General features: G+C 61.5%; 18 protein-coding genes. 8 read left to right on the forward strand and 10 right to left on the reverse strand.

The window, feature by feature from the left end; translation table 11 throughout:
- Positions 1-38: 38 nt before the first annotated feature.
- The 5 genes from KHP07_RS18025 to KHP07_RS18045 form a co-directional block, all read right to left on the reverse strand.
- Complete coding sequence (locus KHP07_RS18025; protein WP_003173672.1) at positions 39-869, reverse strand: carbohydrate ABC transporter permease; 831 nt, start codon at positions 867-869, stop codon at positions 39-41.
- A 10-nt stretch (positions 870-879) separates the two neighbouring features.
- Positions 880-1,806, reverse strand: coding sequence for a carbohydrate ABC transporter permease (locus KHP07_RS18030; protein ID WP_078048170.1), 927 nt, complete (start codon positions 1,804-1,806; stop codon positions 880-882).
- A gap of 160 nt (positions 1,807-1,966) precedes the next feature.
- Positions 1,967-3,250, reverse strand: a complete 1,284-nt coding sequence (locus KHP07_RS18035; RefSeq protein ID WP_371857080.1) for an ABC transporter substrate-binding protein — start codon at positions 3,248-3,250, stop codon at positions 1,967-1,969.
- Positions 3,251-3,605: 355 nt separating this feature from the next.
- Positions 3,606-4,511 (reverse strand): AraC family transcriptional regulator, encoded by a 906-nt coding sequence (locus tag KHP07_RS18040; RefSeq protein ID WP_078048172.1) that lies wholly within the window; start codon positions 4,509-4,511, stop codon positions 3,606-3,608.
- A gap of 72 nt (positions 4,512-4,583) precedes the next feature.
- Positions 4,584-5,873, reverse strand: a complete 1,290-nt coding sequence (locus KHP07_RS18045) for a glycosyltransferase (RefSeq protein ID WP_214497663.1) — start codon at positions 5,871-5,873, stop codon at positions 4,584-4,586.
- 158 nt (positions 5,874-6,031) lie between these two features.
- Between KHP07_RS18045 and tpx the strand changes: the two genes are divergently transcribed.
- The 7 genes from tpx to KHP07_RS18080 all read left to right on the forward strand — a co-directional run bounded on the left by tpx (position 6,032) and on the right by KHP07_RS18080 (position 19,023).
- A complete protein-coding gene (tpx, locus tag KHP07_RS18050) occupies positions 6,032-6,532 on the forward strand; it encodes a thiol peroxidase (RefSeq protein WP_078048174.1) in 501 nt (166 codons plus the stop codon).
- 231 nt (positions 6,533-6,763) lie between these two features.
- Positions 6,764-8,068: an MdtA/MuxA family multidrug efflux RND transporter periplasmic adaptor subunit gene (locus KHP07_RS18055; RefSeq protein WP_034104732.1), complete on the forward strand. Its 1,305-nt coding sequence runs from the start codon at positions 6,764-6,766 to the stop codon at positions 8,066-8,068.
- A complete protein-coding gene (locus KHP07_RS18060; RefSeq protein ID WP_078048176.1) occupies positions 8,065-11,166 on the forward strand; it encodes an MdtB/MuxB family multidrug efflux RND transporter permease subunit in 3,102 nt (1,033 codons plus the stop codon). Before KHP07_RS18055 ends, KHP07_RS18060 begins: the two co-directional genes overlap by 4 nt.
- A complete protein-coding gene (locus tag KHP07_RS18065) occupies positions 11,163-14,270 on the forward strand; it encodes an efflux RND transporter permease subunit (RefSeq protein WP_214497664.1) in 3,108 nt (1,035 codons plus the stop codon). Before KHP07_RS18060 ends, KHP07_RS18065 begins: the two co-directional genes overlap by 4 nt.
- Positions 14,267-15,847: an efflux transporter outer membrane subunit gene (locus tag KHP07_RS18070; protein ID WP_214497665.1), complete on the forward strand. Its 1,581-nt coding sequence runs from the start codon at positions 14,267-14,269 to the stop codon at positions 15,845-15,847. The genes KHP07_RS18065 and KHP07_RS18070 overlap by 4 nt, the downstream gene beginning before the upstream one ends.
- A gap of 278 nt (positions 15,848-16,125) precedes the next feature.
- Complete coding sequence (locus KHP07_RS18075) at positions 16,126-18,222, forward strand: putative bifunctional diguanylate cyclase/phosphodiesterase (protein ID WP_100490899.1); 2,097 nt, start codon at positions 16,126-16,128, stop codon at positions 18,220-18,222.
- 54 nt (positions 18,223-18,276) lie between these two features.
- Complete coding sequence (locus KHP07_RS18080; RefSeq protein ID WP_214497666.1) at positions 18,277-19,023, forward strand: SDR family oxidoreductase; 747 nt, start codon at positions 18,277-18,279, stop codon at positions 19,021-19,023.
- Between the two features lie 101 nt (positions 19,024-19,124).
- Here the strand turns inward: KHP07_RS18080 and mapR are convergent, their stop codons facing one another.
- The 3 genes from mapR to KHP07_RS18095 form a co-directional block, all read right to left on the reverse strand.
- Complete coding sequence (gene mapR / locus KHP07_RS18085; protein WP_078048180.1) at positions 19,125-20,534, reverse strand: GntR family transcriptional regulator MpaR; 1,410 nt, start codon at positions 20,532-20,534, stop codon at positions 19,125-19,127.
- A 96-nt stretch (positions 20,535-20,630) separates the two neighbouring features.
- The gene (gene ccoG, locus KHP07_RS18090; protein ID WP_214497667.1) at positions 20,631-22,040 is read right to left on the reverse strand and encodes a cytochrome c oxidase accessory protein CcoG; all 1,410 of its coding nucleotides are present in this window, start codon (positions 22,038-22,040) and stop codon (positions 20,631-20,633) included.
- A gap of 184 nt (positions 22,041-22,224) precedes the next feature.
- The gene (locus KHP07_RS18095) at positions 22,225-22,464 is read right to left on the reverse strand and encodes a DUF3203 family protein (RefSeq protein WP_078048182.1); all 240 of its coding nucleotides are present in this window, start codon (positions 22,462-22,464) and stop codon (positions 22,225-22,227) included.
- Positions 22,465-22,585: 121 nt separating this feature from the next.
- Here KHP07_RS18095 and KHP07_RS18100 point away from each other — a divergent pair, with 121 nt between their 5' ends.
- Positions 22,586-23,086 (forward strand): MgtC/SapB family protein, encoded by a 501-nt coding sequence (locus tag KHP07_RS18100; protein WP_078048183.1) that lies wholly within the window; start codon positions 22,586-22,588, stop codon positions 23,084-23,086.
- A 4-nt stretch (positions 23,087-23,090) separates the two neighbouring features.
- Here the strand turns inward: KHP07_RS18100 and KHP07_RS18105 are convergent, their stop codons facing one another.
- Together KHP07_RS18105 and KHP07_RS18110 are read right to left on the reverse strand one after the other, a co-directional pair.
- On the reverse strand, positions 23,091-23,948 hold the full coding sequence (locus KHP07_RS18105; RefSeq protein ID WP_214497668.1) for a hypothetical protein: 858 nt from the start codon (positions 23,946-23,948) through the stop codon (positions 23,091-23,093).
- Between the two features lie 171 nt (positions 23,949-24,119).
- On the reverse strand, positions 24,120-24,287 hold the full coding sequence (locus KHP07_RS18110) for a hypothetical protein (RefSeq protein WP_177409457.1): 168 nt from the start codon (positions 24,285-24,287) through the stop codon (positions 24,120-24,122).
- Between the last annotated feature and the right edge of the window lie 50 nt (positions 24,288-24,337).

The following is a 24,337-nucleotide window of genomic DNA, read 5'->3' on the forward strand; positions in this document are numbered from 1 at the left end:
GGGATGGGCCTCCGCGTTGAATTTTTATTAAAAGGCCGTTATTTCACGGCGCCGAAGGACAAACCGCGCACCAGCTGTTTCTGGCTGATCCAGCCAAAGATCAGGATCGGCGCGCAGGCCAGGGTCGAGACGGCAGACAATTTGGCCCAGAACAACCCTTCGGGGCTGGAGTAGGAGGCGATCAGCGCCGTCAACGGCGCGGCGGCGGACGAGGTGAGGTTCAGCGACCAGAACGCCTCGTTCCAGCACAGGATCAGCGACAGCAACACGGTGGAAGCCAGGCCACCCTTGGCGATCGGCAGCAGCACGCGGACCATTTCCTGCCACAGCGTGGCACCGTCCAGGCGCGCGGCTTCGAGGATGTCCTTGGGGATGTCCTTGAAGTAGGTGTACACCATCCAGACCACAATCGGCAGGTTGATCAGGGTGTAGATGATGATCAGCGCAATGCGCGTATCCAGCAGGCCAAAGCTCTTGGCCAACAGGTAGATCGGCATCAACACGCCCACCGGCGGCAGCATCTTGGTGGACAGCATCCACAGCAGCGTGCCCTTGGTGCGCTGGGTTTCGTAGAACGCCATGGAGTAGGCGGCGGGCACCGAGATCAGCAGGCACAGGGCGGTGGCGCTGAAGGAGATCAGCACCGAGTTCCACGCATAACTGAAGTAGTTGCTGCGCTCGTTGATGTGCAGGTAGTTCTCCAGCGTCGGCGTGAAGATGAACTGCGGCGGCGTGGCGAACGCGTCGATTTCGGTCTTGAAGCTGGTCAGCACCATCCAGAAGATCGGGAAGAAGATCAGGATCGCGATGGCCCAGGCCAGGGTGCCGAGCAACAGGCTTTGCAGGCGGCGGGATTGTTGAAGCGTCATGGCGCGGCCCTCAAGGCTTGTCAGTCAGGTTTTTGCCGATCATCCGCACCAGGATGATCGCCGCGATATTGGCGATGACCACGGCAATCAAGCCGCCAGCCGAAGCCATGCCCACGTCGAACTGCACCAGCGCCTGGTTGTAGATCAGGTAGGCGAGGTTGGTGGACGCGTAACCGGGGCCACCGTTGGTGGTGGTGAAGATTTCGGCAAACACCGAGAGCAGGAAGATCGTCTCGATCATCACCACCACGGCAATCGGGCGGGCCAGGTGGGGCAGGGTCAGGTGCCAGAAGATCGCGATGGCACCGGCACCGTCCAGGCGCGCGGCTTCCTTTTGTTCCTGGTCGAGGGACTGCATGGCGGTCATCAGCAGCAGGATCGCAAAGGGCAACCATTGCCACGACACAATGATGATGATCGACAGCAACGGATAGTGCGCCAGCCAGTCCACCGGCTCGGCGCCGAACAGCTTCCACACCGCGGCGAGGATCCCCGACACCGGGTGGAAAATCAGGTTCTTCCAGATCAGCGCACCGACGGTGGGCATGATGAAGAACGGCGAGATCAACAACACCCGCACCAGCCCGCGACCGAAGAACTCGCTGGCTTCAAGCAGGGCGCTGATCAACACGCCGAACACTACGCTGATCAGCAGCACGCTGCCCACCAGCAACAGGGTATTGGTGGCGCCGGGCAAGAAGCCCGAGTCGGTCACGAAATACGTGAAGTTCTCCAGCCCCACGAACTGGTTTTCACCGGGGTAGAGCAGGTTGTAGCGGATCAGCGAAAAGTACAGAGTCATGCCCAGCGGCACGATCATCCACAGCAGCAGCAAGGCGACCGAGGGGCTGACAAGGAACCAGCCGGGGTTGGCCAGGCGGTTTTTGCCTGGTTTGGCCGACACGGCGGTTTGCACTTGGGCAGTGTTGGTATTCATAGGATCAGAACCAGTCAGGTACATGCAGAACTAGAGTCGAAGCGCGGTCAGTGTGGGAGCGGGCTTGCTCGCGAATGCGGTGCGTCAGTCACGGATACATCAACTGCAAAACTGCATTCGCGAGCAAGCCCGCTCCCACCTTTACAGTGGTGTACCCACTTTATTTGGGATAACCCGCCCGCTTCATTTCACGCTCGGTGGTGGTCTGCGCGGCGGTCAATGCAGCATCCACCGTCTGCTGACCGGTCAGCGCGCCGGAGAAGAATTTGCCGACCTGGGTGCCGATCGCCTGGAATTCAGGGATGGTCACCAACTGGATACCGATATACGGCACCGGTTTGAGCGTCGGTTTGGTCGGGTCCGCGACTTTCAGCGATTCGAGGGTCACCTTGGCAAATGGTGCGGCCTTCATGTACTCGTCGCTGTAGGTCGACTTGCGCGTGCCTGGCGGTACGTTGGCAACGCCGTCGGTCTTGGCAACCAGGGCGCCATATTCCTTGGAAGTGGCCCAACTGGTGAAGACCTTGGCGGCGTCCTTGGCCTTGGAACTGGTCGGGATCGCCAGGCTCCAGGAGTACAGCCACGACGTCCCTTTGTCGGTCTTTTCGTGAGGGGCAAAGGTGAAGCCGACGTGGTCAGCCACTTTACTCTGGGTCTTGTCGGTGACGAACGAGCCGGCCACGCTGGCATCGACCCAGATGGCGCACTTGCCGCTGTTGAACAGCGCCAGGTTTTCATTGAAACCGTTGCTGGAAGCACCCGGCGGGCCGGACTTCTTCATGTTGTCGACGTAGAAGTTCAGCGCGTCCTTCCATTCAGGGCCGTTGAATTCAGGTTGCCACTTCTCGTCGAACCAACGCGCACCGTAGCCGTTGGCCAGGGTGGTGATCAGCGCCATGTTCTCGCCCCAGCCGGCTTTGCCGCGCAGGCACAGGCCGTACTGCTCTTTGCTCTTGTCGGTGAGTTTGCTGGCGAATTCGCCGATCTGTGTCCAGGTCGGGTGCTCGGGCATGGTCAGCCCGGCGTCCTTGAACAGGTCGGTGCGGTAATAGGTGATCGAGCTTTCGGCGTAGAACGGCAGGGCGTACAGCGAACCCTTAACGGACAAACCGTCACGCACCGAAGGGAATACATCGTCAAGGTCGTAGGACGCCGGCAGGTCCTTCATCGGCTCCAGCCAACCCTTTGCACCCCAGAGTGCAGCTTCGTACATACCGATGGTCAACACATCGAACTGCCCGCCCTGGGTGGCGATATCAGTGGTGAGGCGCTGGCGCAGCACGTTTTCTTCGAGCACCACCCAGTTCAGCTTGATCTCCGGATGCTCGGCCTCGAAGGTTTTCGAGAGCTTTTGCATGCGGATCATGTCGCTGTTGTTGACGGTGGCAATGGTCAGGGTTTGCGCGCCAAAGCTGACGGCGCTGAGGGTCATGCAGGTGGTCATGCAGGTCGAAACAAGCAGTGCTTTTGCTGTGAACTTCATCGCGCACTCCATTTCCGCGCCCAGGGGGCTACAGAAGGACAGTTATTGTTGTTGTGTCTTCCTACAGGTCGTCAGGAAGAGTGTGCGTTGATTACAGCCTTGAAATGGGGTTGTGACAAATCCTTGGGCGCACTGGGACTGATACTTTTTTGCACTCGTGCTGCCGATGGCTGAAACGATTCGCCCGCTGTGCCCCCTGCAGGAGCCGGCTTGCGCGATGGTGGTCAACGATAACGCGCAAAACCGGGATAAGCGCGGCGTCTACAGGGGGTTCGCCGGCAAGCCGGCTCCTACGGTAATGCGTCGGGCATTGAGTTCAAGCCAGGTTCTGTTCGGTAAGCCGCTGCACCGCCAGGCGCCGGTAGTGGGAAGGGGTCATGCCCTTGAGTTGCTGAAAACGCCGGTTGAAGTTGGAAATGTTGTTGAACCCCGACTCGAAGCACACATCCGTCACGGCTTTATCCCCATCGGCCAACAATTCGCAGGATTTGCTGATACGCAGCCGATTGACGAACTCGATGAAGGTGCGCCCGGTGGCCTGTTTGAATACGCGAGAGAAGTAAGTGGGCTTCATGCCCAAGTATTCTGCCACTTCTTCGAGCGGCAACTCCCGCGCATAGTGGGCAAAGATGTAATCCACCGCGCGGTTGGTACGGTCGATGCTGTGTTCATCGGCCAGTTGCGGTGTGGTCACACCGGACAGCAGTTGGTAGTCCTCACAGGCGCTCAACACGTCCAGCAGGATAAAGAAGTGCCCCAGGCGCGCCATGCCCTGGGCGTCCTCAATGCGTTGCATCAAGGTCATGGCCTGGGCGATGGTTTTTTTGCAGCGGAACTCGATGCCGTACTGTGCGCGCTCCAGCAACGGCGCCAGGCTCCTGAGTTCAGCGAAGATGTGGCTGCCTTGCTCGAACAGTTCATCGGTGAAGTTCACCAGCATGTCGCGTTTGGGCACCACCTCGTCTTCCTCCACCTGGCTGATCCAGTTGTGGGGCAAGTTGGGGCCGGTGAGGAACAGGCTTTCCGGGTAGAAGTTGCCGATATAATCGCCGATGAACACCTTGCCGGAACTGGCGACGATCAGGTGCAACTCGTATTCCTTGTGAAAGTGCCAGCGCACCAGCGGGCAGGGGAAGCCGTGCTGGCGATAGATGATGGACAAGCCGTTATGGTCGTCCATCAGTTCGTAGGAAGGGTCGGTGATACGCGTTGCTCGGGTCATGCTGCCGTCGCTTTATTGTGGTTGCTGCGTAGGATAATGCCCCCTCGCGCGCAACCTCGCCAGCGCCGCTGTCTAGACGTTGCGGTTTTTCGCCTCGATCCACTGCGACATGTACTGGGTACTTTTATGCGCGTGGTGGCGCAGCATGCTGCCGGTGAAGTTGTCCCGGCGATGGGCCGTGAGGTGGCTGCGGCACTGCTCCAGGCATGCCACCAACGCCGGGCCGTGGACCTTCTGGTCATAACGCCGGGCCAATAGTTGGCGACCGTCTTCCTGGGCCTGGGTCCAGCGTTCACGGTCCTGATACAAGGCTACCGCCGCCGCCGCGAGGGCAGGGGCGCTGTGTTCTACCACGCCAGGCCATGGCTGCTCGTCACCCATGGCTTCGGCGCCCATCGGCGTGGTGACGTTTGGCGTACCGCAGAGCATTGCATCGGCCAGCTTGCCCTTGATGCCGGCACCCAATCGCAGGGGCGCCAGGCAGATACGCGCGGCGGTCATCACCTGCAAGGCGTCTTCGGCCCAGTTCATCACATGAAAACCCTGCGCCGGGTTATGCAAGGCGGTGGCTTTGGGCGGCGTGTAGGCGCCATAGATGTGCAACTGCGCTCCCGGCAATTGCTGGCGGATCAGCGGCCACAGGCTGTTTTTCATCCAGAGCACCGCATCCCAGTTGGGCGCGTGGCGAAAGTTGCCGATGCTGAGAAAGTGCGCGCGGTCTTCAAAAGGTGCGAAGGGCTCGGTCGGCGGCTCCAGCATCAGCGGGCACCAGTGGAGCAGGGCGGCTGGCACCTTGAAGTGCTCGGTGAGCAGGCGGATTTCCACGTCGGAAATCATCAGGCTGATATCACAGCGGTAAATCGCCGCGATTTCGCGCTTGGCCAGGTCGGTCTCGGCCATCAGTCGGAACTCTTCCTGCAACGTCGGTGAAAACAGGGCGCTGAAGTCGTCGCTGTCGGGGTGCGCCTTCAGGTGATCCTTTAGACGCTGGTGACGCGCGTCGCGCAGGCTCTGCAGGTCGGAGGTTTCCAGCACGCGCAGGGCGTCGGGGCAGCATTTTTCGACGCGCCAGCCAAACTGTTCCTCCATCATGAAGCGGTCGAACAGCACGATATCCGGGGCGAGTTCGCGAATAAAATCATCGAAACTGCTGTTATTCAGCTCGATGGCGCATTCGGCGATACCCAGCGCAGGCAAATCGGCCTTGTGTTCGCCAATGGTCGCTGGGCTGCTGAAGGTGATGTCCCAACCTTGTGTAAGAAAACACTCAAGGATTTGCATCATATGCCCACCTGCGGCCGAGGAGCGGGGCTCCGGCCAGACGTAACCAATGACCAGGACTTTGGTGGCAGGGGCATTCATCGACATCGTTTTCCTTGAGGTGCAGGGCGCAAAGCGCGCAATTAAACCATAACCCGCGACATGACAATTTATGTTTGGCGGTAGGTAGCGAACGCACTTTGTGGTTAACTTCGGCCTCTCGAATTCGTTAAACCCAAATCAGCATAAGGATTCCGTTCATGGCTCAAGTCACCCTTCGTGGTAACCCTGTCCAGGTTGAAGGCGAATTGCCGAAAACCGGCACCCAAGCCCCTGATTTCACCCTGACTGCCGGCGATCTGTCGGACGCGACCCTGGCGACCTTCGCAGGCAAGCGCAAAGTGCTGAACATCTTCCCAAGCGTCGACACCCCGACCTGCGCGACCTCGGTCCGCAAGTTCAATGCCCAGGCCAACGAGCTGAACAACGCTGTCGTACTGTGCATCTCCACCGACCTGCCATTCGCCCAAGCCCGTTTCTGTGGCTCCGAAGGTCTGGAAAACGTGAAGAACCTGTCCGACTTCCGTGATTCGGATTTCGCGGTGGACTACGGTGTTTCGATTGCTGATGGCCCGCTCAAAGGCCTGACCGCACGCGCCGTTGTCGTGCTGGACGAAAATGACAATGTGCTGCACAGCGAACTGGTTAGCGAGATCGGCCAAGAGCCGAACTACGAAGCAGCCCTGGCTGTTTTGAAGTAACTGTTTCGGTACGTTACTGTCGTTTTGCAGTAACACGCTTGATGCATGATTGCGGCCTGGCCTAGTCCAGGCCGTTTTTATTTGTCGGTCAGCGGCTTAGCGAAATAGCCGATGAACTAAGGTCAGAAGTTAAAAGTTGTAAGCCCAAGGTAAATAGCCGGTAAAGGCGCTTTTCTTAATGCGCCCCAGTGCTTATCTTTCAGCCTCCCAAAGAAGAAGCTCTCGCGCCCAATGGTTGATCAATCCATGCAATCCTCCCCCCGTAAGTCCCGCCGCTGGCTGTTCGGCCTGCTTGTGCTGCTGGTTATCGCCGGCCTGTGCTGGAAATTCTGGCCCGGCAGCCACAAGGATGGCACTGAGCAGAAGCCCGCCGGGCATGCTGGCAAGTCGGGGATGATGCGCCCGGGCTTTGGTGGCTCCACGGGCCCGGTGCCAGTGCGCGTGGCCCCGGCGGTACTGGGGGAATTCCCGGTGTACTACAAGGCGCTGGGGACAGTGACAGCGCTCAACACCATCAATGTGCGCAGCCGGGTGGGCGGTGAGCTGGTAAAGATCGCCTTTGAAGAAGGCCAGATGGTCAAGGCCGGCGACCTGCTCGCCGAGATCGACCCGCGCAGCTACCAGAACGCCTTGCTCCAGGCCCAGGGCACGCTGATGCAGAACCAGGCCCAGCTGAAGAACGCCCAGGTCGATGTCCAGCGTTATCGCGACCTGTATGCCCAGGACAGTATCGCCAAGCAGACCCTGGACACCGCCGAAGCGCTGGTCTTGCAGTACCAGGGCACGGTCAAGACCAATCAGGGCGCGGTGGATGACGCCAAGCTCAACCTCGAATTCACCAAGATCCGCGCGCCGATCAGTGGCCGCGTCGGCCTGCGCCAGGTAGACGTGGGCAACCTGGTGGCAGCCAACGACACCACGTTCCTCGCCGTGATCACCCAGACCCAGCCAATCAGCGTGGCCTTCACCTTGCCGGAGAACACCCTGGAAACCGTGCTCGCCCGCTACCACGCCGGCAACAAGCTGCCCGTGGAAGCCTGGGACCGTGGCGACGTGAAGCAGCAGGCTACCGGCGTGCTGCAGAGCCTGGACAACCAGATCGACGTGACCACCGGTACCCTGAAATTCAAGGCGCGTTTTGATAACAAGGACCAGGCGCTGTTCCCCAACCAGTTCGTCAATGTGCACCTGCTGGCCGACACCCTGCACAACGTGGTGCTGGCGCCGTCGGCGGCGATCCAGTTCGGCAACACCGGCACCTTTGTCTACGTGCTGGACGGCGACAAGAAGGTCAAGGTGCAGCCCCTCGTGGTGGGTGACACCGATGGCGACAACACCGTGATCAAAGAAGGCCTCAAGGCCGGCGACCGCGTGGTGCTGGAAGGCACCGACCGCCTCAAGGACGGCAGCGAGATCGAAGTGGTCAACGACAGCAGCGAAGTACCGACCACCCCGACCGAACACCTGCAAGGCAAGCCTGCGGCTAAAGGGGAGACCGGCACCACCGCCGGCAAGGCGCAAAAGGTCGGTTCATGAACCTGTCGCGGCTGTTTATCCTTCGCCCGGTCGCCACCACGCTGAGCATGCTGGCCATTGTGCTGGCCGGCATCATCGCGTACCGCTTGTTGCCGGTGTCGGCCTTGCCCCAGGTGGATTACCCGACCATCCGGGTAATGACGCTGTACCCCGGCGCCAGCCCGGACGTGATGACCAGTGCGGTCACCGCGCCCCTGGAACGCCAGTTCGGGCAAATGCCCGGCCTCACGCAAATGGCGTCCACCAGCTCCGGCGGTGCGTCGGTGCTGACCCTGCGATTCAACCTCGACATTAATATGGATGTCGCCGAGCAACAGGTGCAGGCCGCGATCAACGCCGCCACCAACCTGTTGCCCAAGGATTTGCCGGCACCGCCGGTGTACAACAAGGTCAACCCGGCCGATACCCCGGTGCTGACCCTGGCGATCACCTCCAAGACCATGCTGCTGCCCAAGCTCAACGACCTGGTCGACACGCGCATGGCGCAGAAAATCGCGCAAATCAGCGGCGTCGGCATGGTCAGCATCGCCGGCGGCCAGCGCCAGGCCGTGCGCATCAAGGTCAACCCCGAGGCCCTGGCGGCCAACGGCCTGAACCTGTCGGATGTGCGCACCCTGATCGCCGCCTCCAACGTCAACCAGCCCAAGGGCAACTTCGACGGCCCCACCCGCGTGTCGATGCTCGACGCCAACGACCAGTTAGTGTCGCCCCAGCAATACGCCGAGTTGATCCTGGCCTACAACAATGGCGCGCCGCTGCGCCTCAAGGACGTGGCACAGATCGTCGACGGCGCCGAAAACGAACGCCTTGCCGCCTGGGCCAATGAAAACCAGGCCGTGCTGCTGAACATCCAGCGCCAGCCGGGGGCCAACGTGATCGAGGTGGTGGACCGCATCAAGGCGCTGCTGCCGAGCATCACCGATAACCTGCCGGCCGGCCTCGACGTGACGGTGCTCACCGACCGCACCCAGACTATCCGCGCCTCGGTGAAAGACGTTCAGCACGAATTGCTCATCGCCATTGCCCTGGTGGTGATGGTGACGTTCCTGTTCCTGCGCCGGGTCAGCGCCACGATTATCCCGTCCATCGCCGTGCCGCTGTCGCTGGTGGGCACCTTTGGCGTGATGTACCTGGCCGGTTTCTCCATCAACAACCTGACGCTGATGGCCCTGACCATCGCCACTGGCTTCGTGGTGGACGACGCCATCGTAATGCTGGAGAACATCTCCCGTTATATCGAGGAAGGCGAGACCCCGCTGGCCGCCGCGCTCAAGGGCGCCAAGCAGATCGGCTTCACCCTGATTTCCCTGACCCTGTCGCTGATCGCCGTACTGATTCCGCTGCTGTTCATGGCTGACGTGGTCGGGCGGCTGTTCCGAGAGTTCGCCATCACCCTGGCGGTGGCGATCCTGATTTCCCTGGTGGTGTCCCTGACCCTCACGCCGATGATGTGCGCGCGCTTGCTCAAGCGTGAACCCAAGGAGCAAGAGCAGAGCCGCTTCTACAAGGCCAGTGGCGCCTGGATCGATTGGTTGATCGCACGTTACGGCAGCATGCTGCAGTGGGTGCTCAAGCACCAGCCGCTGACCCTGTTGGTGGCCATCGCTACCCTGGGCCTGACCGTATTCCTCTATCTGGTGGTGCCCAAGGGTTTCTTCCCGGTGCAGGACACCGGCGTGATCCAGGGCATTTCCGAAGCGCCGCAGTCGATTTCCTTCGCGGCCATGAGTCAGCGCCAGCAACAGTTGGCCAAGATCATCCTGGCCGATCCTGCCGTGGAAAGCCTGTCATCCTATATTGGTGTGGACGGCGACAACGCCACCCTCAACAGTGGGCGCCTGCTGATCAACCTCAAGGCCCACGGCCAGCGCGACCTGAGTGCCGCCCAGGTGATCACCCGCCTGCAACCGGAAATCGACAAGCTGGTGGGCATTCGCCTGTTCATGCAGCCGGTGCAGGACCTGACCATCGAAGACCGCGTCAGCCGCACCCAGTACCAGTTCAGCATGTCGTCGCCGGACGCCGAGCTGTTGGCGCTGTGGAGCGAAAAACTGGTCCACGCGCTGAGCCAGTTGCCCGAACTTACCGACGTCGCCAGCGACCTGCAGGACAAAGGCCTGCAGGTGTACCTGGTGATCGACCGCGATGCCGCCTCGCGCCTGGGCGTCAGCGTATCGACCATCACCGACGCGCTGTATGACGCCTTCGGCCAGCGGCAGATTTCCACCATCTACACCCAGGCCAGCCAGTACCGCGTGGTGTTGCAGGCCCAGTCCGGCGAAACCCTCGGCCCGGAGGCACTGAACCAGATCCACGTGAAAACTACCGACGGCGGCCAGGTGCGCCTGTCCAGCCTGGCCCATGTTGAGCAGCGCCAGGCCCAGTTGGCGATTGCGCATATCGGCCAGTTCCCGGCGGTGATGATGTCGTTCAACCTGGCGCCCGGCGTCGCGCTGGGCAAAGGCGTGGAGCTGATCAACCAGACCCAGAAAGACATCGGCATGCCGGTGGGCGTGCAGACCCAGTTCCAGGGCGCGGCCCAGGCGTTCGAAGCGTCGCTGTCGAGCACCTTGCTGCTGATCCTGGCGGCGGTGGTCACCATGTACATCGTGCTCGGCGTGCTCTACGAGAGCTATATCCACCCGATCACCATTCTCTCGACCTTGCCGTCGGCAGCGGTGGGAGCCTTGCTGGCCTTGCTGCTCAGTGGCAATGACCTGGGCATGATCGCGATCATCGGCATCATTCTGCTGATCGGTATCGTCAAGAAGAACGCGATCATGATGATCGACTTCGCCCTCGACGCCGAGCGCAACCAGGGCCTCGACCCGCAGACCGCCATCTACCAGGCGGCGCTGTTGCGGTTCCGGCCGATCCTGATGACCACCCTGGCGGCGTTGTTCGGCGCGGTGCCGTTGATGCTGGCCACCGGTTCCGGCGCGGAATTGCGTCAGCCGCTGGGCCTGGTGATGGTCGGCGGCCTGCTGGTGAGCCAGGTGTTGACGCTGTTCACCACACCGGTCATCTACCTGTATTTCGATCGCCTTGGCCGCCGCTGGCGCAAAGAGCCGCAAAGCCTGGAGCCGGTTGAGTCATGAACCTGTCCGGACCTTTCATTCGCCGGCCGGTCGCGACCATGCTGCTGAGCCTGGCGATCCTCTTGCTGGGCGGTGTCAGCTTCAACCTGCTGCCGGTGTCGCCGCTGCCGCAGATCGACTTCCCGGTGATCGTGGTGTCGGCCAGCTTGCCCGGCGCCAGCCCCGAGGTGATGGCGTCTACCGTGGCCACGCCGCTGGAGCGCTCGTTTGGCGCGATTGCCGGCATCACCACCATGAGCAGTTCGTCGAGCCAGGGCTCGACCCGAGTGATCCTCGCGTTCGATTCCGACCGCGATATCAACGGCGCGGCGCGGGAAGTGCAGGCGGCGATCAACGCCTCGCGCAACCTGTTGCCCAGCGGTATGCGCAGCATGCCCACCTACAAAAAGATCAACCCGTCCCAGGCGCCGATCATGGTGCTGTCGCTGACCTCGGACGTGCTGCAAAAGGGCCAGCTGTACGACCTGGCCTCGACCATTCTGTCGCAAAGCCTCTCGCAAGTGCCCGGTGTGGGCGAGGTGCAGATCGGCGGCAGCTCCCTGCCAGCGGTGCGCATCGAACTGGAACCCAAGGCCCTCGACCAGTACGGCGTGGCCCTCGACGACGTGCGTAACACCATTGCCAACGCCAACCAGCGCCGGCCCAAAGGCTCCCTGGAAGACAGCCAGCGCAACTGGCAGATACAGGCCAATGACCAGTTGGAAAAGGCCAAGGACTACGAGCCGCTACTGATCCGCTACCAGAACGGCGCGGCCCTGCGCCTGGGCGACGTGGCCAAGATCAGTGACGGCGTGGAAGACCGTTACAACAGCGGTTTCTTCAACAACGAACCGGCGGTGCTGCTGGTGATCAACCGCCAGTCCGGCGCCAACATCATCGAGACCGTCCGGCAGATCAAGGCGCAGTTGCCGGCGTTGCAGGCGGTGCTGCCGTCCAGCGTCAAGCTGAGCCTGGCCATGGACCGCTCGCCGGTGATCACCGCGACCTTGCACGAAGCCGAGATGACCTTGCTCATCGCCGTGGGCCTGGTGATCCTGGTGGTGTACCTGTTCCTCGGTAACTTCCGCGCCTCGCTGATCCCGACCCTGGCGGTGCCGGTGTCGCTGGTCGGCACTTTTGCGGTGATGTACCTGTACGGGTTCTCGCTGAACAACTTTTCGCTGATGGCATTGATCCTGGCCACCGGCCTGGTGGTGGATGATGCCATCGTGGTGCTGGAAAACATTTCCCGGCACATCGACGAAGGCGTGCCCCCGATGAAGGCCGCGTACCTGGGCGCCCAGGAAGTCGGCTTTACCTTGCTGTCGATGAACGTGTCGCTGGTGGCGGTGTTCCTGTCCATCCTGTTCATGGGCGGGATTGTCACCAACCTGTTCCGCGAGTTTTCCATCACCCTGTCGGCCGCGATCATTGTGTCGCTGATTGTCTCGCTGACCCTCACCCCGATGCTCTGCGCGCGTTGGCTCAAGCCCCATGTCAAAACCCAGATGACCGGTCTGCAGCGCTGGAGCCAGAAGATCAACGACCGCATGGTCGCCGGCTACGCCACCAGCCTGGACTGGGTGTTGCGCCATCGTCGGCTGACCCTGCTCAGCCTGTTGCTGACCATCGGCATGAATGTGGCGCTGTACGTGGTGGTGCCAAAGACCTTCATGCCGCAGCAGGACACCGGCCAGTTGATCGGTTTTGTACGCGGTGACGACGGCCTGTCGTTCAGCGTAATGCAGCCGAAGATGGAAACCTTCCGCAAGGCGGTGCTCAAGGACCCGGCGGTGCTCAGCGTGGCCGGTTTTATCGGCGGCAACAACGGCACCAACAACGCGGTGATGCTGGTACGCCTCAAGCCCATCAGTGAGCGCAAGATTTCTGCCCAGGCGGTGATCGAGCGCCTGCGCAAGGACGTGCCGCTCGTACCGGGCGGTCGGCTGTTCCTGATGGCCGACCAGGACCTGCAATTTGGCGGCAGCCGCGACCAGACCAGCGCGCAGTATTCCTACATCCTGCAAAGCGGCGATCTGGCGGCACTGCGCCTGTGGTACCCCAAAGTCGTGGCGGCCTTGCGTGAACTGCCGGAGCTGACCGCCATCGACGCCCGCGAGGGCCGGGGCGCGGCGCAAGTCACGCTGGTGGTCGACCGCGACCAGGCCAAGCGCCTGGGCATCGACATGGACATGGTCACGGCGGTGCTCAACAACGCCTACAGCCAACGGCAGATTTCGACCATCTACGACAGCCTCAACCAGTACCAGGTGGTGATGGAGGTCAATCCCAAGTACGCCCAGGACCCGATTACCCTCAACCAGATGCAGGTGATCACTGCCGAGGGCGCGCGGGTGCCGTTGTCGACCATCGCTCATTATGAGAACAGCCTGGCCGACGACCGCGTGAGCCACGAAGGCCAGTTCGCTTCGGAAAACATCGCCTTCGACATGGCGCCCGGTGTGACGGTGGAGCAGGGCACGGCCGCCATCGAGCGGGCGATTGCCAAGGTTGGCTTGCCGGAGGACGTGATCGCCAAGATGGCCGGCACCGCCGATGCCTTCGCGGCCACGCAGAAGGGCCAGCCGTTCATGATCCTGGGCGCGCTGGTGGCGGTGTACTTGGTGCTCGGCATCTTGTATGAAAGCTACATTCACCCGCTGACGATCCTCTCGACCCTGCCTTCGGCGGGGGTCGGCGCCATGCTCGCCATCTACCTGACGGGGGGTGAGTTCAGCCTGATCTCCTTGCTGGGCCTGTTCCTGTTGATCGGGGTGGTGAAGAAGAACGCGATCCTGATGATCGACCTGGCGTTGCAGTTGGAGCGCAACGACGGCCTGGGCCCGCTGGAATCGATCCGCAGCGCCTGCCTGTTGCGCTTGCGCCCGATCCTGATGACCACCCTGGCGGCGATCCTCGGCGCCTTGCCGTTGCTGCTGGGCGCGGGCGACGGCGCGGAAATGCGCCGCCCCCTGGGCCTGACGATTATCGGCGGCCTGGTGTTCAGCCAGATCCTGACCCTTTACACCACCCCGGTGGTCTACCTCTATCTCGACCGCGCGCGCCATCGCTTCAACAAATGGCGCGGCGTGCGTACCGATGCTGCCCTGGACACTGCGCTATGACCGATTCAACTCACGCCAATGCACCACGTCCGCGCGATTCAACGACGCCCGGCGTACCGCATTCCCCTGTAGGAGCCGGCTTGCCGGCGATAAACGCCCAGGCACCGCATACCTCCCGGTTGGGCGCGTTATCGTTGACGACCTTCGCGAGCAAGCTCGCACCTACGGTGGGGTTGGCGTTGTTGCTCAGCGCCTGCGCCGTTGGCCCGGACTACCACCGGCCAGAGGTCATCGAGCCGGCGCAATTCAAGGAAGCCCAGGGCTGGCGCCAGGCCACCCCCAGCGACTCCCTGGCCCGTGGCGCCTGGTGGGAATTGTACGGCGACCGCCAACTCAACGACCTGGTAACGCGCCTGAACACCTCCAACCAGACTGTGGCCCAGGCCGAAGCGCGTTTTCGCCAGGCCCAGGCCTTGGTGCGCAGTTCACGCGGGGCGTTTTACCCCACCGTCGACCTGAGCGTCGGGAAAACCCGCGCCAGCCAGGGCACCGGCAGCAGTAACGCCAGCCTCAGCAGCTCCAGCAGCGGTATCCGCGACACCCTCAATGCGCAGCTGGGCGTGAGCTGGGAAGCCGACATCTGGGGCAAGTTGCGCCGAGGCCTCGAAGCCAATGAGGCCAGCGCCGAAGCCAGCTCGGCGGACCTGGCGGCGATGCGCCTGAGTCAACAGTCGGAGTTGGTGCAAAGCTACCTGCAACTGCGCGTCATGGATGAACAGACGCGCTTGCTGCAAGCCACGCTGGAGACCTATCAGCGCTCCCTGCAAATGACCGAAAACCAATACCGTGCCGGGGTTTCCGGCAAGGACGCGGTGGCCCAGGCGCAAACCCAGCTGAAGACCACCCAGGCCAGCCTGATCGACCTGATCTGGCAGCGCGCCCAACTGGAAAACGCGATTGCGGTGTTGATCGGTGAGGCACCGGCCAACTTCAACCTGGCGGTGAGCAAGGACATCCCCGCGTTGCCGCAGATTCCGGTGAGCCTGCCCTCGCAACTGTTGGAGCGCCGCCCGGACATCGCCTCGGCGGAACGCTCGGTGATCGCTGCCAACGCCAATATCGGCGTGGCGAAGGCTGCCTACTACCCGGACCTGAGCCTGAGCCTGGCCGGGGGTTATTCCAGCAGCACCTACGCCGACTGGATCAGCCTGCCGAACCGCTTCTGGTCGGTGGGGCCGAAGCTGGCCATGACCCTGTTCGATGGCGGCCAGCGCTCGGCGGAAGTCGACCGAACCGTGGCCTCCTATGACGAGACGGTGGCCAAGTACCGCCAGACCGTGCTGGACGGTTTCCGTGAAGTGGAAAACTACATGGTGCAGCTCAAGGTGCTGGAAGACGAGGCGGTGGTCAGCAACGAAGCGCTGGAGGCCGCGCGTGAGTCGCTGCGCCTGACCCAGAACCAGTACAAGGCCGGCCTGATTGCCTACCTGGACGTGGTCACCGTGCAAGCCACGGCGCTGAGCAACGAACGCACCGTACTGACCTTGCTGCAGACGCGCCTGGTGGCGAGCGTGCAACTGATCGCCGCATTGGGCGGCGGCTGGGACGGGCAGACCCCAATCGCCGAAAAGGACTGATGCCCAACGGCCAGGCGCCTGTAGGCGCCGGCTTGCCGGCGATGGCATCAATTCGGTCGTTCTGAGTACCGAGGCGCCTGTATCGCCGGCAAGCCACGGCTACAGAAAAACCGGAATAGCCGCGCAATCCGCGGCGTTCTTTAGCCGGTAGATTGGCGTCAAAATGCCACTAATGGCGCTCTGATAATTAATCAACTGCGCAAGAATTATTCTCGCTACAATCGCCCGCTTTGCCACCTGGCACGGGCGTCTCAGGCCCGTTGCGCACGAGAAGTCCCATGCTCATCGGTAGTTATTCACCCTCACTCGTCGTGATCTCGCTGTTCGTCGCGATCCTGGCTTCCTACACCGCGCTGGACCTGTCCGGCCGCATCGCCACTGCCAAGGGCCGCGCTGTTTATTTATGGATAACCGGCGGCGCCATGGCGATGGGCGTAGGGGTGTGGTCCATGCACTTCATCGGCATGCTGGCGTTGCGCTTGCCGTTTGCCCTGGGGTTCGACCTGGGTATCACCGCGCTGTCGCTGTTGATCGCAGTGCTGTCCAGCGGCTTTGCCTTGTGGCTGGTGAGCCAGCCACGCTTGCCCGCCTGGCAACTGGCCTTGGGCGCGCTGATCATGGGCACTGGCATTGCGTGCATGCACTACACCGGCATGGCCGCGATGCGCATGACACCCGGTATCGACTACGACCCGACCTTGTTTGGCGCGTCATTGCTGATCGCGGTGGGGGCGTGCGGCGCGGCGCTGTGGATCGCTTTCAACCTGCGTCGCAATACCCCGTACGTGCGTCTGGCACGCGGCGGCGCTGCGGTGGTGATGGGCTTTGCCATCGTCGGCATGCACTACACCGGCATGGCGGCAGCGCGTTTTGCCGATGAAAGTTTCTGCGGTGCGGCGTTGAACGGGCTGAGCGGCAAGGGCCTGGATAACCTGGTGTTGGTGACCACCCTCGCCGTGTTGGCCATCGCTCTGCTGACCTCGCTGCTTGATGCGCGCCTGGAAGCGCGCACGGCGGTGCTCGCCGATTCCCTGACCCAAGCCAACCAGGAACTCACCCACCTGGCGCTGCACGACATGCTGACCGGTCTGCCCAATCGCACGCTGCTCGCCGACCGTATTCAGCAAGCCATGCAAGCGGTGAAAGAGCAGGGCGGCTGTTTCGCACTGATGTTTATCGACCTGGACGGTTTCAAGCCCGTCAACGATGCGTTTGGCCACCATATGGGTGACCAGTTGCTGCGCGAAGTCGGCCAGCGCCTGCGCGAAGATTTGCGCAGCCACGACACCCTGGCGCGCATTGGCGGTGATGAGTTTGTATTGCTGGTGCAACTGACCCAGCCGGATGACGCCCTTGGCCTTGCCGAGCGCCAGGTGGTGCTGATCAACCGCGCGTTCCAGGTGGCCGAACATGAGCTGAAGATCTCCGCCAGTGTCGGTATCGCCATGTTCCCGGGCAATGGCAACAACCCCCAGGAACTGCTGATGAACGCCGACGCCGCGATGTACCACGCCAAGGGCGTGGGCAAGAACGGCTACAGCTTTTTCGATGCGTCGATGAACACCAATGCGCGCAAGCAATTGCAACTGTTGCAAGACCTGCGCAACGCGGTGGAGCAGGAGCAATTCCGCCTGTACTACCAGCCCAAGTTTGACGCGGTCAGCGGGATCCCGGTGGGTGCCGAAGCCCTGCTGCGTTGGGAGCACCCACAACAGGGCGTGCTGCTGCCGGGGATGTTTATCGAGTTGGCGGAAAAGACCGGTCTGATCATTCCCATCGGCGAATGGGTCCTCAACGAAGCATGCCGACAGATGAGCCTGTGGTACGCCCAGGGCTACGAAGACTGGCGCATCGCCGTGAACCTGTCCGCGCTGCAGTTCTGCCACGCCGGGCTGGTCAAGAGTGTGGCTGCAGCGCTGGAGCGTCACCAGTTGCCGGCCAACAGCCTGACCCTGGAGATCACCGAAACCACCGCCATGAGCGATGCCGACGCAAGCATGACGGTATTGCAGCAACTGTCGGACATGGGCGTCGACTTGTCCATCGATGACTTCGGCACCGGGTATTCCAGCCTGATGTACCTCAAGCGCTTGCCGGCCAACGAGCTGAAGATCGACCGAGGCTTCGTGCGCGACCTGGAACACGACAGCGACGACGCGGCCATCGTTTCCGCGATCGTCGCCCTCGGCCAGGCCCTGGGGCTGCGCATTGTCGCCGAAGGTGTGGAAACCGATGTGCAGCAGAGTTTCCTCACGCGGCTGGGGTGTAACTCCTTGCAGGGTTATCTGCTCGGCCATCCGCTGCCGGCGGATGGGTTCATGGCGGATATCCAGCGCGCCGAAGACGCGGTAGCGCCTGACAAAAGCCGTGCGTGACGGTTATTCTTGGATCCAACCCTAAACATCAGGTTGAATCAGGAGACCGCGCGCATGGACAAAGTCCTCATCATCACCGGGGGCAGTCGTGGGATTGGCGCCGAGACGGCATTGCTGGCCGCTCGCCAGGGCTATCGCATCTGCATCAACTACCAGTCCGACGAAGAGGCGGCCCATCGCGTACTGGAACAGGTGCGCGCGCTGGGCGCCCAGGCCATTGCCGTGCGTGCGGACGTGAGCATCGAAGATGAAGTGATCACGCTGTTCAACCGTGTGGACGCCGAGTTGGGCCGTGTCACGGCACTGGTCAACAATGCGGGCACGGTAGGGCAAAAGTCCCGCGTTGATGAGATGTCCGAGTTCCGCATCCTTAAAGTCATGAAGACCAATGTGCTCGGGCCGATCCTATGCGCCAAGCACGCGGTGCTGCGCATGTCGCCCAAGCATGGCGGGCAGGGCGGCAGCATCGTCAATGTGTCTTCGGTGGCCGCGCGCCTGGGGTCGCCGGGCGAGTACGTCGACTATGCCGCGTCCAAGGGGGCGATCGATACGTTCACCCTGGGTTTGTCCAAAGAAGTCGCTGGTGAAGGCATTCGCGTCAATGCGGTGCGGCCTGGCTACATCTTCACCGACTTCCATGCCCTGAGCGGCGACCCGGACCGGGTCAGCAAGCTCGAGTCCGGCATCCCCATGGCCAGGGGCGGGCGTCCGGATGAAGTGGCGGAAGCGATTATCTGGTTGCTCTCGGACAAGGCGTCGTATGCCACCGGGACGTTTCTGGACCTGGGGGGCGGTCGTTGACCGATTGACGCCATCGCGGGCAAGCCCGGCTCCCACATGGAATGCGTACCCTGTGGGAGCCGGGCTTGCCCGCGATGGCGCCAGTGCAGGCGACCCTTGGCTCAAAACGAACGCACAATCCGCCCCAACGTCTCCATGGCCTTTTCCGATGCCTCGGTCCACGGGCTGCCGTAGTTCAAGCGAATGCAGTTGCGAAAGCGCTGGGTTGCCGAGAAGATCGGCCCCGGCGCAATGCTGATGCCTTGTGCCAAGGCCATCTGGAACAGCTTCAATGAATCCGTCTGCTCCGGCAGTTCCAGCCACAGGAAGTACCCGCCGGCCGGTTGGCTCACCCGCGTCTGTGCCGGGAAGTAGCGCGCGATGGCGGCCAGCATGGCGCTTTGCTGTTCTTCCAGGGCATAGCGCAATTTGCGCAGGTGCCGGTCATAGCCGCCGTGCTGCAGGTAATCGGCGATCGCTGCCTGGGCCGGCATGGACGGGCACAGCGAGGTCATCAATTTCAGGCGTTCGACCTTCTGCGCAAAACGCCCGGCCGCGACCCAGCCCACGCGGTAGCCGGGGGCGAGGCTCTTGGCGAAGGAGCCGCAATGCATCACCAGACCCTCGGTGTCGAAGGCCTTGGCCGGCTTGGGTGCCTGTTGGCCGTAGTACAGCTCGGCGTACACGTCGTCTTCGATCAGTGGCACCTGATGGCCACGTAGCAGTTCTACCAGCGCCTGTTTCTTGGCTTCCGGCAGGGTCGCGCCCATCGGGTTCTGGAAGCTGGTCATGGTCCAGCAGGCTTTGATCGGGTAGCGCTCCAGGGTTTGCGCCAGGGCATTGAGGTCGATGCCGTCGCGCGGGTGCACGGGGATTTCCACGGCCTTGAGCTTCAGGCGTTCCAGTACTTGCAGGCAGGCATAGAACGCCGGCGCCTCGATGGCCACCAGGTCACCCGGCTCGGTGACGGCTTGCAGGCACAGGTTCAAGGCCTCCAGGGCGCCATTGGTGATCAGCAGTTCCTCCATGGGCAACATCAGCCCGCCGACCATGTAACGCAGGGCGATTTGCCGACGCAGTTGCGGGTTGCCCGGCGACATGTCGGTGACCACCAGGCGCGGGTCCATCTCTCGGCTGGCGCTGGCCAGGGAGCGCGCCAGGCGCGGCAGCGGGAACAACATGGGACTGGGGAATGCCGAGCCGAAGGGCACGGTGTTGGGGTCCTTGATCGAGTCGAGCACCGAGAACACCAGTTCGCTGACATCCACCTCGGTGGACTCATGCACCTGTTCGCTCACCACCGGCTCGGAAAACGGGCTGGGCGCATGGGTGTTGACGAAGTAGCCGGAGCGCGGCCGCGCACGGATCAGGCCACGGCGCTCCAGCAGGTAGTAGGCCTGGAATACCGTGGACGGGCTGACGCCGTAAGTCTGGCTGGCATAGCGCACCGAGGGCACCCGCTGGCCGGGGCCGAGGACGCCGGTGCGGATCAGTTCTGCGATGTCATCGGCGAATTTTTCGTAGCGTTTCATGGGGGCCTTAACAGTTTTTCAGACTTGGCAGCGATTAAAATGTGGGAGCGGGCAAGCCCGCTCCCACATTTGGATCTCCACATATTCAGACAGATTTCAGCGGTTCAGCGGCGCCACGAAGCGGCTATCGGCGGCGCTGTAGATCCATGGCTCGCGCACATCCGAGACCTTGAAGCGTAGGGTCTGCGAAGTGCTCACCGGTTTATCCGCCAGCAGCGCCACCGACACCGGCACGTCGCTGATTTCTCCCGGCGCCAGGCTGATCTCGGTCTGGCCTTGCAACTGGAAGCCATCGGCGTCGACCAGTTCCAGGCGATAGTCCTGGCGTTGCTGGGTCTTGTTGATCACCTTGAGGCTGTAGATGTTTTCGATCTGGCCCTGGGCGTTCTCGCGGAACATGCCACGGTCCTTGGTCACGTCCAGCGACACCATTGGCCGTTCCACCAAGGCCACCACCAGGGCCGCGATCATCACCAACAGTACGGCACTGTAGCCGATCAGACGCGGCCGTAGCAGGTGAGTCTTGCCGCCTTGCAGTTGATGTTCGCTGGTGTAGCTCACCAACCCACGCGGGTAGCCCATTTTGTCCATGATCGAATCGCAAGCGTCGATGCACGCCGCGCAGCCGATGCACTCCATTTGCAGGCCGTCGCGGATGTCGATACCGGTGGGGCACACCTGTACGCACAACTGGCAGTCAATGCAATCGCCCAGGCCGACGTCGGCGGGGTTGACCTCACGTTTGCGCGGGCCACGGTGTTCGCCGCGGGCCACGTCGTAGGAAATGGTCAGGGTGTCCTTGTCGAACATCACGCTCTGGAACCGTGCATAGGGGCACATGTGCATGCACACCGCTTCGCGCAACCAGCCGGCATTGATGTAGGTGGCGCCGGTGAAGAACAGCACCCAGAACAGGCTGACGCCGCCCATTTGCCAGGTCAGCAACTCGGCGGCCAGTGGGCGGATCGGCGTGAAGTAGCCGACAAAGGTCAGCCCGGTCAGCACGCTGATACCCAACCACAGCGTGTGCTTGGCCGAGCGCCGCGCCACTTTGTTCAGGCTCCAGGGCGCCGCTTGCAGTTTGATGCGCTGGTTGCGCTCGCCCTCGGTGACCTTCTCGCACCACATGAACAGCCAGGTAAACGAGCTTTGCGGGCAGGTGTAGCCGCACCACACGCGACCGGCAAACACCGTGATTGCAAACAGGCCGAACGCGCAAATGATCAGCAGCGCCGACAGCAGGATAAAGTCCTGGGGCCAAAACGTGGCACCAAAGATGTGGAATTTGCTTTCAGCCAGGTCCCACAGCACTGCTTGCCGACCGCCCCAGTTCAGCCACACGGTGCCGAAAAACGCCAGGAACAGAAAGCCTGCACCGCCCACGCGCAAGGTGCGGAACAGGCCGGTGAAACTGCGGGTATGAATCAGGTTGTCGCTGGATTTGGCCTTCACCTTCTTTGGGTGTATGGGCTCAAAGGTGTCCACGGTTGGGATTCTTTCGCTCATGGTCGTTCACTCATCAGCCTCCATCAGGCGCATGAACTATGCGCGTGGGGCTGTTTGCATAACAGACTCAGGTATGGCGATAAAAAGCGGATCAGATGGCGTACGGGCGGGGCGCTGCGACAATGTGCTGCACCCCGTGGCTATTGAGGTGCAGCGTTATTCCGGGCGTGCTGATACAGATCAATCAAATCAGCGAACCAGGTTCTTCGGCCTTTACATGCTGGCGCCCATCATGGGCCCCGGCAACAGTCAGGGCGTCGGCCTCGGTTTCAGTGATATAGATGCGCTCGGCCGCCAATTCCACATACGACATGGATTTGTCGGTGTCGGTCACGATATTGACCCGGGTCGCTGGCACGCTCTGTTCCTGCCCGTTGTCGTCGAGCATGAAGTAGCACAGCTGGTTTTCGATACGAATGGGCATGCCGTTCTCCTTATCTGTGAGCTATGTAAGGTTAGGGCCTACCGATGTGTAGGGGTTCCAGGCAACTGACTGGCGGTCGCCGCTGTCAATCCTTTACCAACAATGACAAAGGACGGCATCCATGGACGCCTGGTGGCATGAAGTGTTGCAAACCCTGCAGGCTGAATTTGCCGATATCGGCGACGCCAGGCAGCTCACCCAGATCACGGTGCGCTTGCTGATCGCCGCGATCCTGGGCGGCATCCTCGGGTTTGAACGCGAGAGCAAGGGCAAGGCAGCAGGGGTGCGCACTCATATGCTGGTGGCGTTGGGCGCCGCGCTGTTTGTGATGGTGCCGCAGATGTCTGGTAACCAGGCGGACGCCATGAGCCGGGTGGTGCAAGGCGTGATTGCCGGGATCGGTTTCCTGGGCGCCGGCACCATCATCAAAGGCAAGGACGACGAAGAAGGCCATGTCAAAGGCCTGACCACCGCCGCCGGCCTGTGGATGACCGCTGCGATTGGGGTCTCGGCCGGGTTGGGCCGGGAATCGACAGCGGTACTGAGTACGTTGCTGGCCTTGGCGGTGTTCAGTGTCATGCCGAGAATTGTGCGACGACTGGACCGCGACGAGACGTCGTGATGTATTAATTGTGTGGCTGCAAACGTTGCAACATAGGAATAGTGGTCTGGTCTTCGTGGTGGTAGGAGAAGATCTGTTGGTCGTTAGCGAGCAAGTCCAGCCTCACTACGGGCAACAAAGAATGTGTGTGTTTGTAATAGTCGTTTTGAAGCTTTATGACTTGATCACGGCCATTACTGTTAGCGACGTTATAGAACAATGCCTGGAATGGCATCTGTTTGATTGCTGTATCCGGCCAGGCAGTGGTCACAACCTCGTTCCATCGTTCGCGTGTGCTAGTGTTTAAGAGTTCTCGCGCTTTTACGCTTACTGCGAATTGCTCAGGCGACGCATCGAAGGAGCAGGTATAGAAATAGGCCGGCTGTACCTTGTTCCAATGGTCTAGCCATGCTTCTGCATTGTGTATATTTTGGCTAGCGCAGGGACGGCTCCACTCGAACTCGTAACCAGGCAAAGGGTCGTCAGTGACACCGCAGGCGTCGGGGCGTCGATCCGTTGCGCCGTTGGTGACGTAGGAGCAGCGTGCCGTCAGTGTCGGCAAGGCTGCTTCAGGCAGCGCGTTCACGATGACGCCAGATGCTGTTGAAAACAGCTTCTTGATGCCTGTATCTGCGCGAAGATATGAAAATGACGCTGCGTTGCGTTCCCTTTCACGGAGCGAGGTGGTAACGGTATCTGTTACCCGAATGAGCACGCCATTGCAATGATAGGCGGCTGCGCCATTTTCACAGTGTACTGAAGTGTCTTGGTACCGGCTGTTGAGTTTCTCAGCAACATGGATGTCGAGGGGTTGATCAGAGCCTGCCGCGTTTGCGGTCAATGACACTATAAATAGCGGTAGCAAGGCGACTGTCTTTTTCATTCTATCGCTCCGAGATAACGTTAGTGATGAGGTCTGCACTGCACGCTCTCACTTTCGCTGTCGCACGCGAACTGTCATTTATGACAGTTTTATAGAACGATTTCTAACTATCCTATCGATAATGGTAATAAGCAGGAGCGGCTATGCAAGCCGCTTCTACGATTGCTGTGATCAGACCTGCTGAACGATCACGGGCGGCATAGTTGTCGGCGGCTCCTCCACGGGAGGCGGCTGGTGTTCCGGCGGTTCCTTTTCCGGAATCGGCTCCGGTTCGGTGGGCGGCAGGGTGGGGTTGTCGATATTCGGGTCCGGTGTTTCAGCCGGGATCGGGATATTCATCAGTGTGGCCTCCTTTGTGCTTTGCTCTAACGGTGGACAGTCGCGTGGGC

It is taken from the genome of Pseudomonas sp. VS40 (assembly GCF_018587885.1).
Classification (GTDB): Bacteria; Pseudomonadota; Gammaproteobacteria; order Pseudomonadales; family Pseudomonadaceae; genus Aquipseudomonas; species Aquipseudomonas pergaminensis.

Bases quoted from the DNA above. Each gene is read 5' to 3' on its own strand.
- KHP07_RS18025 (WP_003173672.1), bottom strand. From the start codon at position 869: ATGACGCTTCAACAATCCCGCCGCCTGCAAAGCCTGTTGCTCGGCACC.
- KHP07_RS18030 (WP_078048170.1), bottom strand. From the start codon at position 1,806: ATGAATACCAACACTGCCCAAGTGCAAACCGCCGTGTCGGCCAAACCA.
- KHP07_RS18035 (WP_371857080.1), bottom strand. From the start codon at position 3,250: ATGACCACCTGCATGACCCTCAGCGCCGTCAGCTTTGGCGCGCAAACC.
- KHP07_RS18040 (WP_078048172.1), bottom strand. From the start codon at position 4,511: ATGACCCGAGCAACGCGTATCACCGACCCTTCCTACGAACTGATGGAC.
- KHP07_RS18045 (WP_214497663.1), bottom strand. From the start codon at position 5,873: ATGAATGCCCCTGCCACCAAAGTCCTGGTCATTGGTTACGTCTGGCCG.
- tpx (WP_078048174.1), top strand. From the start codon at position 6,032: ATGGCTCAAGTCACCCTTCGTGGTAACCCTGTCCAGGTTGAAGGCGAA.
- KHP07_RS18055 (WP_034104732.1), top strand. From the start codon at position 6,764: ATGGTTGATCAATCCATGCAATCCTCCCCCCGTAAGTCCCGCCGCTGG.
- KHP07_RS18060 (WP_078048176.1), top strand. From the start codon at position 8,065: ATGAACCTGTCGCGGCTGTTTATCCTTCGCCCGGTCGCCACCACGCTG.
- KHP07_RS18065 (WP_214497664.1), top strand. From the start codon at position 11,163: ATGAACCTGTCCGGACCTTTCATTCGCCGGCCGGTCGCGACCATGCTG.
- KHP07_RS18070 (WP_214497665.1), top strand. From the start codon at position 14,267: ATGACCGATTCAACTCACGCCAATGCACCACGTCCGCGCGATTCAACG.
- KHP07_RS18075 (WP_100490899.1), top strand. From the start codon at position 16,126: ATGCTCATCGGTAGTTATTCACCCTCACTCGTCGTGATCTCGCTGTTC.
- KHP07_RS18080 (WP_214497666.1), top strand. From the start codon at position 18,277: ATGGACAAAGTCCTCATCATCACCGGGGGCAGTCGTGGGATTGGCGCC.
- mapR (WP_078048180.1), bottom strand. From the start codon at position 20,534: ATGAAACGCTACGAAAAATTCGCCGATGACATCGCAGAACTGATCCGC.
- ccoG (WP_214497667.1), bottom strand. From the start codon at position 22,040: ATGAGCGAAAGAATCCCAACCGTGGACACCTTTGAGCCCATACACCCA.
- KHP07_RS18095 (WP_078048182.1), bottom strand. From the start codon at position 22,464: ATGCCCATTCGTATCGAAAACCAGCTGTGCTACTTCATGCTCGACGAC.
- KHP07_RS18100 (WP_078048183.1), top strand. From the start codon at position 22,586: ATGGACGCCTGGTGGCATGAAGTGTTGCAAACCCTGCAGGCTGAATTT.
- KHP07_RS18105 (WP_214497668.1), bottom strand. From the start codon at position 23,948: ATGAAAAAGACAGTCGCCTTGCTACCGCTATTTATAGTGTCATTGACC.
- KHP07_RS18110 (WP_177409457.1), bottom strand. From the start codon at position 24,287: ATGAATATCCCGATCCCGGCTGAAACACCGGACCCGAATATCGACAAC.